Raw genomic sequence first — 14,092 nt, 5'->3', positions numbered from 1 at the left:
CCGGCCTGGATGCGGTCCGGGCCGTCAGGCGTAGCGGCGGGCGGCGCGCAGTGCGGCGTCGGTGTACGAGCCACCGAACAGGAACACGTGGAGCAGGAGCGGGGCGAGCTGGTGCAGCGCCACGCGGTCCTGCCACCCGGGCGCGAGCGGCGACTCGTCGTCGTACGCGGCCAACACGGTCCCGAGCTCCGGGAGGCCGAACAGTGCCAGCAGCGCCAGGTCCGTCTCCGCGTGACCGCCGTGCGGGGTCGCGTCGATGAGCACGGCGCCGGTCGGTGCGTCCGCCTCTCGCGGCCAGAGCACGTTCCCGGCCCAGAGGTCGCCGTGCAGTCGGGCCGGACCGTCCCCGACGAGCGCCGGCTGCGGGGACCCGAGCGAGCCGTCCTCCAGGCGGTCGCAGACCCGCTCGAACACGGCGGCCTCGGCACCGTCGTACCCGCCGGCGTCGACGATCCGCTCGACGAAGTCCCGGATCCGGTACTCGGCGAAGAACGCGCCCCAGGACGTCGGCGCCTCGGACGCGGGGACGAACGGTGTGCGCGAGCGGCCCATCCGCAGCGGACCGTTCGCCGGGAACCCGGGCGACGGGGCACCCCAGTGCGCGGCACCGGCGGCGTGCGTGTGGGCCAGCGAGCGACCGAAGCGCGCCGCCTGCGCACGGGTCGGGGTCCCGTCGGCGATGAGCTCCAGTTCGAGCAGGGTCGGGTGTGGACGCCCCAGGACGCGGGCGATCCGGGTGCCACCGGTCTCCTCGGCCTCGGCGAGCCACTCGAGGCCGGCCGCCTCGGCGGCGGCCTCGTCCGGGTCCGTGAAGGTCTTCGTGTGCGTCGAGGCCATCACCCCATCCTGCCGACCGGGGACGGCTCCGGGTTCAGACGGCGTCGACCAGGGCCCGGGCGAGGGGGGTGCCACGGCCGCGAGGACGGCCCGCTCAGCACCAGCGTCCGCTGGTACCCGGGCGACATCGGCAGCATGACGAGGTCCGGCGGCAGCATCACGCGGCCGAGCGTCGGCACGATCGAGACGCCCTCGCCGCGCTGGATCATGCCGAACATCGTGCTCATCTCCCGCACGCGGTGGGCGTAGCGGAACGGCTGTCCGGCCCGCTCGTGCATGAGCTGGATCTGGTGCTCGCAGCCACCGCCGCCCGCGACCAGGCCGTCCTCGTGCAGGTCGTCGAGGGTCAGCGCCGGGAGCTCGGCCAGCGGGTGGTCCCGGCGGACGACGGCGGCCATCTCGTCCTGTGCGACGACGACCCCGCCGTCCGGTACCGCGGTCGGGTCGACGAGCACCGCGGCGTCGACCGTGCCCGCTTCGAGCCACTCCGGCATCTCGTCGTCGTCGCCCTCGTACACCTGCACGTCGACGTCCGGCAGCGTGACCGCCCAGACCGCGCGGAGCCGGGGGAGCAGCCCCTGGCACACCGTCGGGACGGCGGCGAGGCGCACGGTGCCGCGTGCCGGGGCGGGCCGCACCACGGCCTCCAGGGCGTCGACCGAGGCGAGCACGCTCCGGGCGTGGGCGAGCAAGCGGTCGCCGAGCGGCGTCGGCGCGGTGGCGGCGCCGCGGAGCACGACCGGGCCGCCCACCTCGCGTTCGAGTCCGGCGACCGCGTGCGAGACGGCCGACTGCCCGACACCGAGCGCGAGCGCGGCCGCGGTGAAGGAGCCCGCGTCGACGGTCGCGACGAACGCGCGGAGCTGGGGGGAGCGATACGGTCATGCGCTTCCTTCATGACGGCATGAGCGTCATGCGTTTGCCGCATGACCGGACACTCCCGAGACTAGGCCTCGTGAACGCCCTCCTCTACGTCCTCGTCGCCCTCACGTGGGGCTCGAGCTTCTTCTTCGCGAAGATCGGGCTCGAGGGCTTGGCGCCCCAGCAGGTCGCCACGGTCCGGACGGTGCTCGGCGCACTGACGCTCGTCGTCGTGCTGCTCGTCACGCGCCGTCGGTGGCCGCGTGAACGGCGGCTGTGGGGACACCTGTTCGTCGTCGCGGTGTTCCTCAACGCCGTGCCGTCGTCCCTCATGGCGTGGGCCGAGCAGACCGTGCCGTCCGGGCTCGCCAGCATCTACAACGCGACGACGCCCATCATGACGCTGCTCGCGCTGGCCGTCCTGGTGCCGACCGAGCGGTTGAACCGGCGGCAGATCGGGGGGGATCGTGCTCGGCATCGTCGGGGTCCTCGTGCTCGTCGGTCCCTGGGACGTGCTCGGCGACCCGGAGGTCCTGGCGAGCGTGCCGGGACAGCTCGCGCTCCTCGGCATGACGGCGTCCTACGGCATCGGCCTCGCGTGGCTCCGCCGCTTCGGCGTCGGCGGCGGGATCGACCCGACCACCGTCGCGACGGTGCAGCTGACGCTCGCCGCGGTGCTCATGCTCCTGGTCGCACCCGTCATCGCGACCGGTCCGGTGCGGCTGGACTGGAGGATCGGAGCCGCGATGGTGGCGCTCGGCGCGGTGGGCACGGGGCTGGCGTACGCGTGGAACACCCGGCTGGTCGGGGCCTGGGGCGCCGGGCGCGCCTCCACCGTGACCTACCTGACGCCGGTCGTCGGGGTCGCACTCGGCGTCCTCGTGCTCGGGGAGCCGCTGCGGTGGAACGAGCCGGTGGGCGGTCTCGTCGTGCTTCTCGGCATCGCTCTGGCGTCGGGACTGATCGGGTCACGGCGTCGGTCGGTTCCGGCGCCGGCCGGTGAGCAAGGGGCGGCGGCGGCCGGCCGGTGACGAGCCCGCGCGTCAGCGCCCTGCGGCGGACGGCGTCTGCTGCCGGAGCGGCTGCGTGCTGGTGTCGTGCAGCCCCTTGCCCGTCGTCTCGGGTGCCATGACCTGCGACAGGATCCCGCCGGCGACGCAGACGGCCGCGGCGATGAGCATGCACGCACCGATGCCGATCGTCGAGATGCCGACCGGGAGCAGGAACGTCCCCGCGGCCGCGCCGATGCGGCTGCACGCGGCAGCGAACCCGACGCCGGTGGAACGGACCTCGGTCGGCAGCACCTCGATCGGGTAGACCGCGGTCAGGTTGCCCTGCACGGCGTTCATGAACGAGAACACCGCGAAACACAGCACGACGACGACGCCGGGCGCGGATCCCCACAGTCCGACGACGACGAGCGCCACGGCCATGATCCAGAACGGCGGGATCAGCTGCCGGCGACGCCCGAGCCGCTCGATCGTGAGCATGCCGACGAGTGCGCCGACCGCCGCCATCGCGTTCACCGTGATCGTGCCCGCGGCCTCGTCGTGCAGCTGCAGGGACTTCAGCACCGTCGGGGCGAACGTGAAGATCGCGAAGTAGGGCGCGACGTTGCACGCCCAGAAGAGGGAGATGAACGCGAGACGCTGCCGGTTCTCCTTCGAGAACAGGACGCGGTACCCGCCGGCCTTCTGCTGCTCCGCCGCGTACTGCTCGTCGCGGAAGTACGCGTCGCCGCCGAGGTGCTCGGCGACGATCGTCCGCGCCTCGTCCACCCGGCCGCGGGCGAGCAGCCACCGCGGCGACTCCGGGAACCCGATCCGGGCGACGGCGGTGACGACGGCCGGCAGCGCGCTCGTCACGAGCACCCACCGCCAGCTCAGGCCGAACGCGTCGATCATCACGTAGGCGGTGACGACGGCGATCAGGTAGCCGCCGTACCAACACACGAGCAACCCGGACAGTCGTCGGCCGCGGTCCTTCGCGGGGGGCGAACTCGGCGAGCATCGCGGCACCGATCGCGTACTCCGCGCCGATCGCGACCCCGAGCAGTACCCGGACGACGAACAGCTGCCAGCCGTCGGCGACGAACGCCTGCGCGAGACCGAGGACGATGAACGCCAGCACGTCGATCGTGAAGACGCGCTTGCGGCCGAACCGGTCGGTGAGCCAGCCGGCGAGCGGCGCTCCGATGAAGATGCCGATCAGTGAACTCGCACCGATGAGTCCTGCGAGCACCGGGTCCAGGCCGAGCGCCACGGTGATGGCGGGCAGGGCGACGCTGATCACGCCGAGGTCGAACCCGTCGAGGCCCTCGCCCCACGCGCAGGCGAAGGTCATCCGGCGCAGGAACCCCCCGCCGTCCGGCCGGGATGCTCGTCGTGGTCATGGTGATCCCTCCCGCGTGCGCCCCGTGGTCGACGCCCATCGGACCCTAGGCCGGAGGTGGTCGTGTGCTCGTCCAGGATGTCCGGCATGCGGATCTCACGAGGGGGGACCGCCGGCCGTCGCACTGCCCGGTGGCATGGCTCGTGGCGACCGAGCGCACGTCCGCTCCGTACGCTGGCACGGTGACCCCTCCGCGCAGGCCCTCGACCGTCCGCCTGCTCGTAGCGTCCTCGCACCCCGGCCCGACCGTGACGGTGACGGTCCTCGCCACCGTCCTCGCCGCCGCGGTGGGGCACCCGGTGGGGACCGTCGTGCTCGTGGCGCTCGCCGTGGTCGCCGGCCAGCTCTCGATCGGGCTCGCCAACGACTGGATCGACGCCGACCGTGACCGAGCCGTGGGGCGGAGCGACAAGCCGGTGGCCCGTGGGCTCATCGCCGTGGGGACGGTCCGCGCCGCCGCCGTCGTCACCGCGGGCATCGCCGTCGTGCTGTCGCTGTTCCTCGGGCCGGTCGCCGCGGTCGCACACGTGGTCCTCGTCGCGGCCGGGTGGGCGTACGACGCCGGCCTGAAGCGCACGGTCTGGTCGGTCGCGCCGTTCGTCGTCGCGTTCGGGCTGCTCCCGGTCGTCGCGATCGCGGCGGGGCCCGACGTCAGGTGGCCCGCCGCGTGGGCGATCGCGACCGGTGCGGTCTTCGGCGTCGCGATCCACTGCACCAACGTCCTGCCCGACCTCGTCGACGACGAGGCGACCGGGGTGCGCGGCTTCCCGCACCGGCTCGGCCTGCACGCGTCCGGGGTCGTCGCGTTCGGTTCGCTCGTCGTCGCGGCCGTCCTGGTGCTCGTCGGCCAGCTCGGCGGCGACGACCCGGTCCGCGGGGTCGGCTCTGTGCTGGCTGTGCTGGGTGCGGTCGTCGTGGTCGTCCTGGCAGCGGTCGGGGTGCGACTCGTGCTGACCGGGCCGCCGACCCGCACGTTGTTCCGCCTGGTGATCGCGTCGTCGCTCGTGCTCGTCGTCGAGCTCGGCTTCGCGGGAGCGGCCCTGGTGGCCTGAGCCGCGGCCGCCCGCACACCAGCCCCAGGGCGAGACCGACGCCAGGGCGTGCGGAGCGCCCGATCAGGACCGGCGCAGGAACGGGTCGATGACCGCCCACGTCGCGTCCGGGGCCTCCAGGTGCGGGAGGTGCCCGGCCGCCGGGACCTCGACGAACTGCGCACCGGGAACGGCTGCGGCGACGGCCCTGCCGTACGCGGGCGTGACGACGCGGTCACTGGCACCCCACACGACGAGGGTCGGGACGTCCACCGCCCCCCAGACGGCCGAGGAGCGTCGGGTCGCTCATGCTCGTGCCGGCGACGGCAGCCATGGTGCGGCCGTTCGCCTGCTGGACCGCGCGCTGCTCGTCGGTGGAGCCGGCCGGGTCCCGGTACCCGCGCTCGGGGTCGTGCCATGCCACCTCGGCCAGTCCGCGGGCGTCGAGGGCGAAGAAGTCGGCGATCGGCTCACCGTCCACCACGACGCCGACGCCGTCGATCACCACGACGGCACCGATCCGTCCGCGGTACCGGTCATCGGCGGCCGCCTGGACGGCCATCTCGAGGGCGACCCACCCGCCGATCGACGAACCGATCAGGACGACGTCGTGCTCGTCGCGGTCGACGAGGTGGTCGAGGTACGCGTGCGCGAGGTCGGCGACCGAGGCGATGGCCTCCGGCCGGGCGGTGCCGTCCCAGCCGGGGTGGGTCGGCGCGACGGCGTGCATGGTCGCCGCGAGGTGCCCGACGATCGGTGCGACGGTCTGCGGGCCACCGCCGCCGTGGAGGACCAGGGCGATCCGCGCGGCGGGGTCGCCGTCCTGGTCGACGGGGAGGTCAGTGGGGAGGGTGCTGGTCATGGTCCACCTGTCTCAACATGTTGATGTAATGATGTTGATACCGTAGCACCATGGCGACGGACCTCGAACTGCTCGGACAGATGCTCAAGCGGGCGCAGTACCGGAACCACCGGACGATGGACGCTGCGCTCCGCGACGTCGGGGTCAGCCTCGTGCAGTGGGACGCGCTCCGTGCGGTCGACCGGATGCCCGGAGCCTCCGGCCACGACCTCGCCGTCGCCACGTTCCAGAGCGACCAGGCGTTCGGCACGCTCGCGACACGGCTCGTCGAACGCGGCCTCATCGAACGGTCGGCGGGACTCGGGCGCCGTCTCGTGCACACCCTGACGGACGCCGGCCGCGCAGCGCTCGACGACGGCCACGCGATCGCGGTCCACGTGCTCGACGAGCTCTTCGCACCGTTGGACGACGCGGGTCGGCGCCACCTGGAGCGCGCGCTGGCTGCTCTCACCGCGGCGGAGTGAACGGCCCCCCCGCGTCCGGGTACGCGGGGCCCTCGACCGTGCGGGCCGTACAGTGCACCATGACCGAAACCACGCCGACACCCCACCTGCTCCGGCTCGGGGTGCTGGCTGTCTCCCGGAAGGCCGACGAACGTCGCCTGCCGATCCACCCCGCACACGTCGAACGCATCGACCCCGACCTCCGCGCCAGGATGGTCCTCGAGCGCGGGTACGGCGATCGCTTCGGCGTCCCGGACGAGCAGCTCGAACCCCTCGTCGGAGCGATGGCCACGCGTGCGGAGATCATCGCCACCACAGACGTCGTGCTCCTGCCGAAGCCCCAGGCACCGGACCTCGCCGACCTGCGGGACGGCCAGGTGCTCTGGGGGGTGGCCGCACTGCGTGCAGGACCAGACGCTGACGCAGCTCGCGATCGAGAAGCGCCTGACCCTGATCGCCTGGGAGGCGATGAACCACTGGCGGGCCGACGGCGGCTTCGGCCTGCACGTCTTCCACAAGAACAACGAGCTCGCCGGGTACTGCTCGGTGATCCACGCGCTGCAGCTCTGCGGCTCCACCGGGGACTACGGGCGTCGGCTCACCGCCGTCGTCATCGGTTTCGGTGCCACCGCCCGTGGGGCCGTCACCGCCCTCAACGCCCACGGCATCCACGACGTCCGCGTCCTCACGAACCGCGACATCGCCGCCGTCGGGTCGCCGATCCCGTCCGTCGACATCCTGCAGATCGAGCACGACGAGGACGCACCGACGGGCAGCACGGTCCGGACCCGGGACGGCTCGGTCCCGCTCGCGCCGTACCTGGCGCGGAACGACATCGTCGCGAACTGCACCCTCCAGGACCCGAACGCGCCCCTGACCTACCTCCGCACCGAGGACCTCGAGGCCTTCCGCCCGGGGAGCCTGGTCGTCGACGTCTCGATCGACGAGGGGGATGGGCTTCAGCTGGGCACGGCCGACGTCGTTCGCCGAGCCCATGGTCACCGTCGGCGGGTCGACGAACTACTACGCCGTCGACCACAGCCCGTCACTGCTCTGGAACTCGTCGACGTGGGAGATCAGCGAGGCGCTGATGCCGTTCCTCCGGACGGTGATGTCGGGGCCGTCGGCGTGGGCGGAGTCGGACACGATCCGTCGGGCGATCGAGATCGAGCACGGGCAGGTCCGCAACGAGGCGATCCTCGCCTTCCAGGGCCGCGCGGCGGCCTACCCGCACGCGGTCATCGGTTGACGGCGGCGTCTGCTCGGGACGCCTCGATGGCTCCGAGACGCCGCCACCTCCCGCGGCGTCCCGACCACTCGGTGGCGTCCCGCTCGGACGGGCCCGTCACGCAGGCCGGTCGGACGGACGGGAGGTCGACTACGCCCAGGCCATCGCGTACAGCCGGGCCAGGGCACCCGCGGTCGGGAGCGCCAGGACGGACCGGAGCAGCGCCTCCCGGCCGACGCCGACCACGTCGGGGACCGCACGGCCGAGGGCCATGTTCCCCTCCGCCTGCCGTCCGGCCCGTCGTGCGGCGGCCTGCCGCCGTCGCGCGTACGCCGGCCACGGTCCGGCCGCACCGGTGCGGACCGCGTCGGCGAGGACCGGTGCCAGGTCCGCCGCGTCCAGCCACCCGAGGTTCATGCCCTGTCCACCGATCGGGCTGATCTCGTGGGCCGCGTCGCCGACCAGGACCACCCGGCCGAGTCCGACGCGGTCCGCGGTGCGGCGACGCACGCGGAAGGCGCTGAGCATCGAGCAGGTGGCGGGGTCCGGTGCGACACCCGTGCGGTTCCGCACGATCGCCGCCAGCCGGGAGGCCCGGTCCGCCTCCGGCGCGTCGGCTGCGGCCGCGGGGACGGCCGGGTCCGCCAGGGCGTCGTCCCGGGGGAGGAGCACGACGTACCGTCGGCGGCCGTCGGGGAGCGGGAAGGACTCGACCACGCCCGCCGCCCCGACGTCGACGAGGGCGGCCGAACGGGCGTCCGTGTCCTCCGGGTCGGCGAAGTCGCCCATCACGTAGCGGTCCGGGTAGTCCCGGCCGGTCGTCCCGATGCCGAGCAGGTCGCGGACCAGGCTCCGGGCGCCGTCCGCGCCGACGACGAAGGACGCGCGGATCTCGACCGGTCGGCCGTCGCGGTCGGTGCCGGTCGCGTCCACGTGGTCGCGGTGCCGGGTGAGCCCGACGAGTGCGGTGCCGGTCCGGAGTGCTCCGGGTGCACCGGCATCGAGCCGGTCGCGGAGGAGCACCTCGGTCCGGTGCTGGTCGAGCGTCGCCACGTACGGGTGCGTGTCGGAGGCGCCGTCGAACGACAGCGTGCCGAGGACCCGACCGCGACTCCGGGCCACCCCGGTCCGCACGAGGACCGCCTCCGCGAGCACCGTGTCGGCCAACCCGACCTCGGCGAACGCGTCGAGCGACGGCGGGTGGATCCCGATCGCCCGCGAGCCGACCGGGTCGGTGGTCCGGCGCTCCCAGACCTGCACGGCGGTTCCCCTGGCCGCCAGGAGCGCGCCGAGGAAGAGGCCGACCGGTCCGCCGCCGACGACGAGGACGTCCGTGGTGTCCGTGGTCACGGGCCGAGCCTACGCACGGCCGGACCACCGGTTGCCGGGAACGCCACCACGACCCCCAAAGAACCTTTTGACGGTGCCGCGTCGCGAGTGTCACCATGACGCCGTGTCCGCCATCGACGAGCTCCGCGCCACCGCTCACCCCGTCCGCCTGCGACTGCTCTCGCTCCTGACCGGCGTCGCGATGAGCGCCGCCGAAGCCGGCCGGGAGCTCGGGCTCTCGCAGGCGACCGCGAGCTACCACCTGCGCGTGCTCGAGCGTGCCGGACTCGTCCGGGTCGTCGAGGTCGTCCGGCTCCGGGGCGGTGACGCCAAGCGCTACCGGCACGAGGCGTCGTCGGTGCCGTTCGACGTCCACGACGTGCACCCGCTCGACCCGGACACGGCGGAGGAGCGCGTCGCCTACCTCGGGTTGGTCGCGGACGAGCTCCGGCGGCGAGCCCTCGACCAGGTCGACGGCCCCGGCATGTCCGCCGACGCCGAACTCTGGGTGGACCCGGAGACGTGGCGCCGCGCGGTGCACCACGTCGGGCAGACCGCCGCCCTCCTGCACGCCGCCGCACGTCCGCCGCGGACACCCGGGACACAGCCGGTGTCGATGACGGCGGCGCTGTTCCCGGTGCGACGTCGGTGAGCACGACGGTGAGCACCACGGTCGACCGTCTCGGTCCGCTCCGGCACGCACCCTTCCGGTGGCTCCTGGCGGCCCGCACGACGAGCATCCTCGGCAACGCGGTCGCGCCCATCGCGCTCGCGTTCGCCGTGCTCGACCTGACCGGGTCGGCGGCCGACCTCGGGATGGTCGTGGCCGCACGGTCGGTGGCGAACGTCGCGGTCCTGCTGTTCGGCGGCGTGGTCGCGGACCGCCTGCCCCGCGACGTCGTCCTCGTCGGGACGTCCGGCGCTGCCGCCGTCACGCAGGGCGTGGTGGCTGCGCTCGTCCTCACGGGGTCGGCGAGCATCCCGACCCTCGTCGTCCTCAGCGTCCTGAACGGAGCCGTCGCGGCGGTCAGCCTCCCCGCCGCGGCGGCACTCGTGCCGGACACCGTGGCCGCGCCGATGCTCCGCCCCGCGAACGCGATGCTCCGGCTCGGCCTCAACGGCGGGAGCATCCTCGGCGCCTCGGCGGGTGCCGGCCTGGTCGCCCTCGTCGGGCCGGGATGGGGACTCGCGGTCGACGCGGCCGGCTTCGCCGTCGCCGGCCTGCTGTTCGCACGGATGCGACTGCCTCGGACCGGCGCGGCAGCGGCCGACGCGGACAGCGGGACGTCGCGGTCCGTCGTGTCCGACCTGCAGGAGGGGTGGCGCGAGTTCGCCAGCCGCCGGTGGGTGTGGATCGTCGTGGTGCAGTTCGCGGTGCTCAACGCGGCGTTCGTCGGCGCGACGGCCGTCCTCGGGCCCGTCGTGGCGGACGCGTCCTTCGGTCGGGCCGCGTGGGGGGCTCGTCGTCGCCGCGCTCTCCGTGGGGCTCGCGATCGGCGCGGGCATCGCGCTCCGGTGGCGACCCCGGCACGCACTCGGCATCGGGGTCGCACTGATGGTCGTCGCCGCCGTGCCCGTGCTCGCCCTCGCGCTGACCCCGTCGGTCGTCGCGCTGGTCGTCGCATTCGCCGCCGCCGGCGTCGCGATCGAGGTGTTCTCCATCGCCTGGGACCAGTCCCTGCAGACGAACGTGCCGCGCGACGTCCTCGCCCGCGTGTACTCGTACGACGCGGTCGGTTCGGTCGTCGCGGTGCCCGTCGGCGAAGCGCTCGTCGGACCGCTCGCGCACACCGTGGGAGCGGTGCCGACCCTGCTCGGGTGCGCCGCGCTCATCGTCCTCGCCACCGTGGCAGCGGCCGCCACCCGGAGCGTCCGGCACGTGACGGTCGAGGAGTCCGCGGGCTCCTGACCGACCGGTTCCCGACTGTCCGCGAACCGCACCAGGTGCCGGATCTGCCAGCCCTCACGGGCGCACCCGAGTTCCGTTCCGTGCGGATCGACCACCAGCACGAGCACCACCGCCAGGAGGCACCCATGAGCACACCCGACGACGACACCCGGCCCGTCCGCGGCACCGGCGCGCACGACGGCACGGGTCGTGACGAGACGCACCACGACGGCGACGCCGCTCACGCGGTCGCCGCTCCCGGTGACGACCGGAACGACGGACGCGACCACGCACGGAACGACGGCGTCGCTGCGGGTGCTGCCGGACGCGCCGAGCGCGGTGCGACCCAGCGTGAGACCGTCCTCGAACGCGAGAAGGAGGAGTTCGCCGGCTTCAAGTGGGGCTCGGCGTTCTTCGGCTGGCTCACCGCCACCGGCACCGCGGTCATCCTGACGGCCCTCCTCACCGCCGTCGGCGCGGGCGTCGGCCTCGGCCAGAACGGCGGCGACGTCGACGACGCTGCGAAGGACGTGACGCAGAACGGCGACGTCGTCGGCATCGTCGGCGCCATCGCACTCGCCGTGATCCTGTTAGTCGCCTACTACGCCGGCGGCTACGTCGCCGGCCGCATGGCCCGGTTCTCCGGTGCCAAGCAGGGCGTCGCCGTCTGGATCTGGGCGGTCGTCATCGCGATCGTCGTGGCGATCGTCACCGCCGTCGCGGGCAGCCAGTTCAACGTCCTCGGGAACCTCAACAGCTTCCCGCGGATCCCGGTCGACGAGGGCACGCTCACCGTGACCGGGATCATCACCGTGATCGTCGTCGCCGTCATCAGCCTGGTCGGCGCGGTCCTCGGCGGCCTCACGGGCATGCGGTACCACCGCAAGGTCGACCGCGTCGGTCTCGGCCGCTGAGCCGAGGCACTGCCCCGGGCGCTCTGCCCCCCACGAACCCACCTGACACACCACCACCGCACGACGAAGGGAACGACCATGATCGACACGAACAACATCAACAGCGTCTTCGACGCCAAGGTCATCGACCCGGACGGCCAGAAGGTCGGCACCGTCAAGCAGGTCTACGTCGACAACACCGACGGCCACCCGCTGTTCGCCAGCGTCTCCACCGGCCTCTTCGGCACCTCGGAGTCGTTCGTCCCCCCTCGAGGGCGCCGACCTGACCGGTGACGAACTCCGCGTCGCGTACGACAAGGACCGCATCAAGGACGCACCGCGCATCGACGCCGACGGCGACCTCAGCGACGACGAGCAGGACCGCATCTTCGACCACTACGGCCTGGGCAGCAGCAGCAGCAGCACCACCACCGGCACCGACACCTCGGCCGGCTTCGGCACCGAGTCGACGACCGGCACGACCGGCACCGACCCGGACCTCACCACAGGCACGGCCTCCGGCTCCGGCACGACCGGTGACGTCACCGACGTCGACCGCAGCGCCGGCCACGACACGTCCGGGGCGAACACGGACGACGCGATGACGCGGTCCGAGGAGCGCCTGGACGTCGGCACCCAGAAGGTCCAGACCGGCCGTGCCCGCCTCCGCAAGCACGTCGTCACGGAACAGCAGTCCGTCACCGTGCCGGTGCAGCACGAAGAGGTCCGCCTCGAGACCGAGCCGATCACCGACGGCAACGTCGGCGCGGCGACCGACGGCCCGGCCCTGTCCGACGAGGAGCACGAGGTGACCCTCAGCGAGGAGCGCGTCGTGGTCGACAAGGAGACCGTCCCGGTCGAGCGCGTCCGCCTCGGCACCGAGACCGTCACCGAGCAGCAGCAGGTCTCCGAGGACGTCTCGCACGAGGAGATCGAGCTCGACGAGGACGGCACCACCCGCCGCTGAGTCGCGTTCTGCACGACCGGGAGGCCCGGTGCCGGCTGGCACCGGGCCTCCCGTCCGTCGTTGCACCGGCACCACGACCGGGCGGGCGTCGGAGGGGTGCCGACCACTAGCGTGTGCGCATGGCAGCAACCGACGAGACACCGGCAGTGGAGCCGACGCCGGCACAGCACATCGATGCGATGATCGCGGCGCACGCGGACTGGCGCGGAGCGGTCCTCGCCGACGCACGTGCGGCGGTCCTGGCCGTCGACCCGGCGATCGAGGAGACCTGGAAGTGGCGGGGCGCTCCGGTGTGGGAACTCGACGGCATCCTCGTCGTCGGCAACGTCTTCAGGACGGCCGTGAAGCTCGGCTTCATGTACGGCGCGGCCCTCGAGGACCCGGACGGCCTGTTCAACGACGAACTCGGTGGCAACCAGCGTCGCGCGATCAAGTACTCCGAGGGGGGACGACGTCGACGTCCCGGCACTGCAGGCGCTCGTGCGACGGGCGATCGACCACAACCACGCGCGACGCCAGGCCAGCCGACGCCGCTGACCGACCGACGCCGCTGACCGACCGACGCCGCTGACCGACCGAAGCCGCTGACCGACCGGCCCCGCTGTCGGGTCCGCGTCAGCTCGCGGCGGCGCTGCGGGCGGCGTGGTCCTCGGCGACCAGGCGACGGGCCTCCCGAACACGCGCGCGGAGCTTCTCGACCGGGACCTCGATCGCGTACGCCGCCCCGATCGACACGATGACGGCGGCGGCGAAGAGCCAGACGTTCCCGAACCAGCCGATCGCGAACGTGCCGAGCAGGGCGATCACGAGCGGGTGCCAGAGGTAGGCGGAGTACGACACCCGGCGTCCGAACCAGGCGACCGGGGACCAGGACAGGGCCACGGACACCGGGGTCCGCACCGAGACCAGCCCGCCGATGAGGACCGCCGCCGCCAGTCCGGTGGCCGGCATGAGCAGGCCGAAGGTCCAGGCGTGGTCGGTCCAGTCGTCACCGATCCAGAACTGCACGCCGACCACCGCCGCGGCGCCCGCCCAGGTGCCCAGGTGTCCGGCGAGGCCGGAGGCGAACGAACGGCACCGCTCGTCGTCGAGCAGCAGCGCGAGCACGCACCCGGTGGCGAGCGGCACGACGCCGAGCACGGGGGAGAAGTACACGTCCGGGGTCGAGCCGCCCGAGGGGGTGCGGTAGCTGAGCCACGACGCTGCCGACGCCGCCACGACGACGGTGGACAGGCCGAGGACGAGTGTCCGCCGACGACGTCCGAGCGACAGCAGGAGCAGCAGCACCGGTGGCCAGACCAGGTAGAACTGCTCCTCCATCGACAGGCTCCACGTGTGCGCGAAGACCCCCCTGCGTGGTGT

Annotated in this window: 15 protein-coding genes and 4 pseudogenes; 10 read left to right on the top strand and 9 right to left on the bottom strand. The window is 73.4% G+C overall.

Features of this window, described 5'->3' with window-relative positions; genetic code table 11:
- Nucleotides 1–24: 24 nt before the first annotated feature.
- The 3 genes and pseudogenes from DEJ15_RS15870 to DEJ15_RS15860 form a co-directional block, all read right to left on the bottom strand.
- Nucleotides 25–837 (bottom strand): fructosamine kinase family protein, encoded by an 813-nt coding sequence (locus DEJ15_RS15870; protein ID WP_110825939.1) that lies wholly within the window; start codon nt 835–837, stop codon nt 25–27.
- Nucleotides 837–1,589: a LysR family transcriptional regulator substrate-binding protein gene (locus DEJ15_RS15865; RefSeq protein ID WP_284175254.1), complete on the bottom strand. Its 753-nt coding sequence runs from the start codon at nt 1,587–1,589 to the stop codon at nt 837–839. The genes DEJ15_RS15870 and DEJ15_RS15865 overlap by 1 nt, the downstream gene beginning before the upstream one ends.
- A 6-nt stretch (nt 1,590–1,595) precedes the next feature.
- Nucleotides 1,596–1,643 (bottom strand): annotated as a pseudogene (locus tag DEJ15_RS15860) (hypothetical protein); the annotation flags it as partial.
- Between the two features lie 77 nt (nt 1,644–1,720).
- On the opposite strand from DEJ15_RS15860, the pseudogene DEJ15_RS15855 reads away from it, so the two are divergent.
- Nucleotides 1,721–2,098, top strand: a pseudogene (locus DEJ15_RS15855) (DMT family transporter); the annotation flags it as partial.
- Between the two features lie 67 nt (nt 2,099–2,165).
- Nucleotides 2,166–2,729 (top strand): EamA family transporter, encoded by a 564-nt coding sequence (locus tag DEJ15_RS15850; protein WP_284175253.1) that lies wholly within the window; start codon nt 2,166–2,168, stop codon nt 2,727–2,729.
- A gap of 12 nt (nt 2,730–2,741) precedes the next feature.
- Here the strand turns inward: DEJ15_RS15850 and DEJ15_RS15845 are convergent, their stop codons facing one another.
- Both DEJ15_RS15845 and DEJ15_RS19040 read right to left on the bottom strand, forming a co-directional pair.
- Nucleotides 2,742–3,716: an MFS transporter gene (locus DEJ15_RS15845; RefSeq protein WP_284175252.1), complete on the bottom strand. Its 975-nt coding sequence runs from the start codon at nt 3,714–3,716 to the stop codon at nt 2,742–2,744.
- Nucleotides 3,703–4,041, bottom strand: a pseudogene (locus tag DEJ15_RS19040) (MFS transporter); the annotation flags it as partial. The pseudogene DEJ15_RS19040 and the gene DEJ15_RS15845, both read right to left, overlap by 14 nt.
- A 230-nt stretch (nt 4,042–4,271) precedes the next feature.
- Here DEJ15_RS19040 and DEJ15_RS15840 point away from each other — a divergent pair.
- Nucleotides 4,272–5,141, top strand: coding sequence for a UbiA family prenyltransferase (locus DEJ15_RS15840; protein ID WP_110826046.1), 870 nt, complete (start codon nt 4,272–4,274; stop codon nt 5,139–5,141).
- A gap of 63 nt (nt 5,142–5,204) precedes the next feature.
- Here the strand turns inward: DEJ15_RS15840 and DEJ15_RS15835 are convergent, their stop codons facing one another.
- Both DEJ15_RS15835 and DEJ15_RS15830 read right to left on the bottom strand, forming a co-directional pair.
- Nucleotides 5,205–5,372, bottom strand: coding sequence for an alpha/beta fold hydrolase (locus tag DEJ15_RS15835; RefSeq protein ID WP_284175251.1), 168 nt, complete (start codon nt 5,370–5,372; stop codon nt 5,205–5,207).
- A complete protein-coding gene (locus DEJ15_RS15830) occupies nt 5,356–5,982 on the bottom strand; it encodes an alpha/beta fold hydrolase (RefSeq protein WP_284175250.1) in 627 nt (208 codons plus the stop codon). Before DEJ15_RS15830 ends, DEJ15_RS15835 begins: the two co-directional genes overlap by 17 nt.
- Before the next feature lie 50 nt (nt 5,983–6,032).
- Here DEJ15_RS15830 and DEJ15_RS15825 point away from each other — a divergent pair, with 50 nt between their 5' ends.
- Together DEJ15_RS15825 and DEJ15_RS15820 are read left to right on the top strand one after the other, a co-directional pair.
- Entirely contained in the window at nt 6,033–6,446 is a 414-nt protein-coding gene (locus DEJ15_RS15825) for a MarR family winged helix-turn-helix transcriptional regulator (RefSeq protein ID WP_110825943.1), read from the top strand.
- Nucleotides 6,447–6,505: 59 nt separating this feature from the next.
- Nucleotides 6,506–7,674: pseudogene (locus tag DEJ15_RS15820) on the top strand (N(5)-(carboxyethyl)ornithine synthase).
- Between the two features lie 129 nt (nt 7,675–7,803).
- On the opposite strand, the gene DEJ15_RS15815 reads toward DEJ15_RS15820, so the two are convergent.
- Nucleotides 7,804–9,003 (bottom strand): FAD-dependent oxidoreductase, encoded by a 1,200-nt coding sequence (locus DEJ15_RS15815; RefSeq protein WP_110825945.1) that lies wholly within the window; start codon nt 9,001–9,003, stop codon nt 7,804–7,806.
- Nucleotides 9,004–9,106: 103 nt separating this feature from the next.
- On the opposite strand from DEJ15_RS15815, the gene DEJ15_RS15810 reads away from it, so the two are divergent.
- The 5 genes from DEJ15_RS15810 to DEJ15_RS15790 all read left to right on the top strand — a co-directional run bounded on the left by DEJ15_RS15810 (nt 9,107) and on the right by DEJ15_RS15790 (nt 13,284).
- Nucleotides 9,107–9,634: a winged helix-turn-helix domain-containing protein gene (locus DEJ15_RS15810; RefSeq protein WP_110825946.1), complete on the top strand. Its 528-nt coding sequence runs from the start codon at nt 9,107–9,109 to the stop codon at nt 9,632–9,634.
- An 8-nt stretch (nt 9,635–9,642) separates the two neighbouring features.
- Nucleotides 9,643–11,784 carry an MFS transporter gene (locus DEJ15_RS19035; RefSeq protein WP_349814747.1) on the top strand — a complete coding sequence of 714 codons (2,142 nt, stop codon included), beginning with the start codon at nt 9,643–9,645 and terminating at the stop codon, nt 11,782–11,784.
- Between the two features lie 78 nt (nt 11,785–11,862).
- Entirely contained in the window at nt 11,863–12,057 is a 195-nt protein-coding gene (locus DEJ15_RS19030) for a PRC-barrel domain-containing protein (RefSeq protein WP_349814746.1), read from the top strand.
- A 307-nt stretch (nt 12,058–12,364) separates the two neighbouring features.
- On the top strand, nt 12,365–12,730 hold the full coding sequence (locus DEJ15_RS19025; protein WP_349814745.1) for a YsnF/AvaK domain-containing protein: 366 nt from the start codon (nt 12,365–12,367) through the stop codon (nt 12,728–12,730).
- Between the two features lie 119 nt (nt 12,731–12,849).
- Nucleotides 12,850–13,284 carry a DUF1801 domain-containing protein gene (locus DEJ15_RS15790; RefSeq protein WP_284175249.1) on the top strand — a complete coding sequence of 145 codons (435 nt, stop codon included), beginning with the start codon at nt 12,850–12,852 and terminating at the stop codon, nt 13,282–13,284.
- A gap of 61 nt (nt 13,285–13,345) precedes the next feature.
- Here DEJ15_RS15790 and DEJ15_RS15785 read toward each other — a convergent pair whose 3' ends face one another.
- Nucleotides 13,346–14,050, bottom strand: a complete 705-nt coding sequence (locus DEJ15_RS15785) for an acyltransferase family protein (RefSeq protein ID WP_284175248.1) — start codon at nt 14,048–14,050, stop codon at nt 13,346–13,348.
- Nucleotides 14,051–14,092 lie beyond the last annotated feature (42 nt).

This window comes from Curtobacterium sp. MCJR17_043 (assembly GCF_003224315.2).
In the GTDB taxonomy this organism is placed as follows: Bacteria; Actinomycetota; Actinomycetes; order Actinomycetales; family Microbacteriaceae; genus Curtobacterium.
Note: the sequence above shows the minus strand (reverse complement) of the source record. Positions and strands in the feature narration are given on the sequence as shown.